Genomic DNA, 407 nt, shown 5'->3' with positions numbered 1-407 from the left:
GCTGAGCCGCGCATGCGATTGCGCCGTCTCTTCGAATTCGATGATCTGCCCGAATTCGAGGCTGGCGAGGTCGCCGAGCGTCAGCCGGGCGAGCGGCATCGTCGCCTCCAGCGTTACTGTCGAGCGCATCACTTCTTCGGAGAAGCGCGCCCGCCAGTCCGAGCCGGCCGTGTGATCGTCGTCGTGGGCGCCGGCCGCGCCGCCACGGGTCGCAAGCAGGATGCGCTGCGGGATCATCACCGTTACAGTGCCGCTGTCGGTCGGCGTCGAGATGCCGAACACCATGCGGACCGCCGCCCCATCGCGCAGCACCCGCCGCTTAGCCTCCATGCCGGACATTTCCCGCTGCTCCGGCAGCCGCAATTCGAGCGAGCGCTTGCCCGATCCATTGAGCGCCTGCGCCACAT

At 68.1% G+C, this 407-nt stretch carries 1 pseudogene; it reads right to left on the bottom strand.

Annotated features, from left to right (window positions below):
• Positions 1-407 (bottom strand): annotated as a pseudogene (locus EOA33_RS38560) (FliM/FliN family flagellar motor switch protein); the annotation flags it as partial.

The sequence above is a fragment of the Mesorhizobium sp. M4A.F.Ca.ET.050.02.1.1 genome (assembly GCF_003997725.1).
GTDB lineage: Bacteria > Pseudomonadota > Alphaproteobacteria > Rhizobiales > Rhizobiaceae > Mesorhizobium.
Note: the sequence above shows the minus strand (reverse complement) of the source record. Positions and strands in the feature narration are given on the sequence as shown.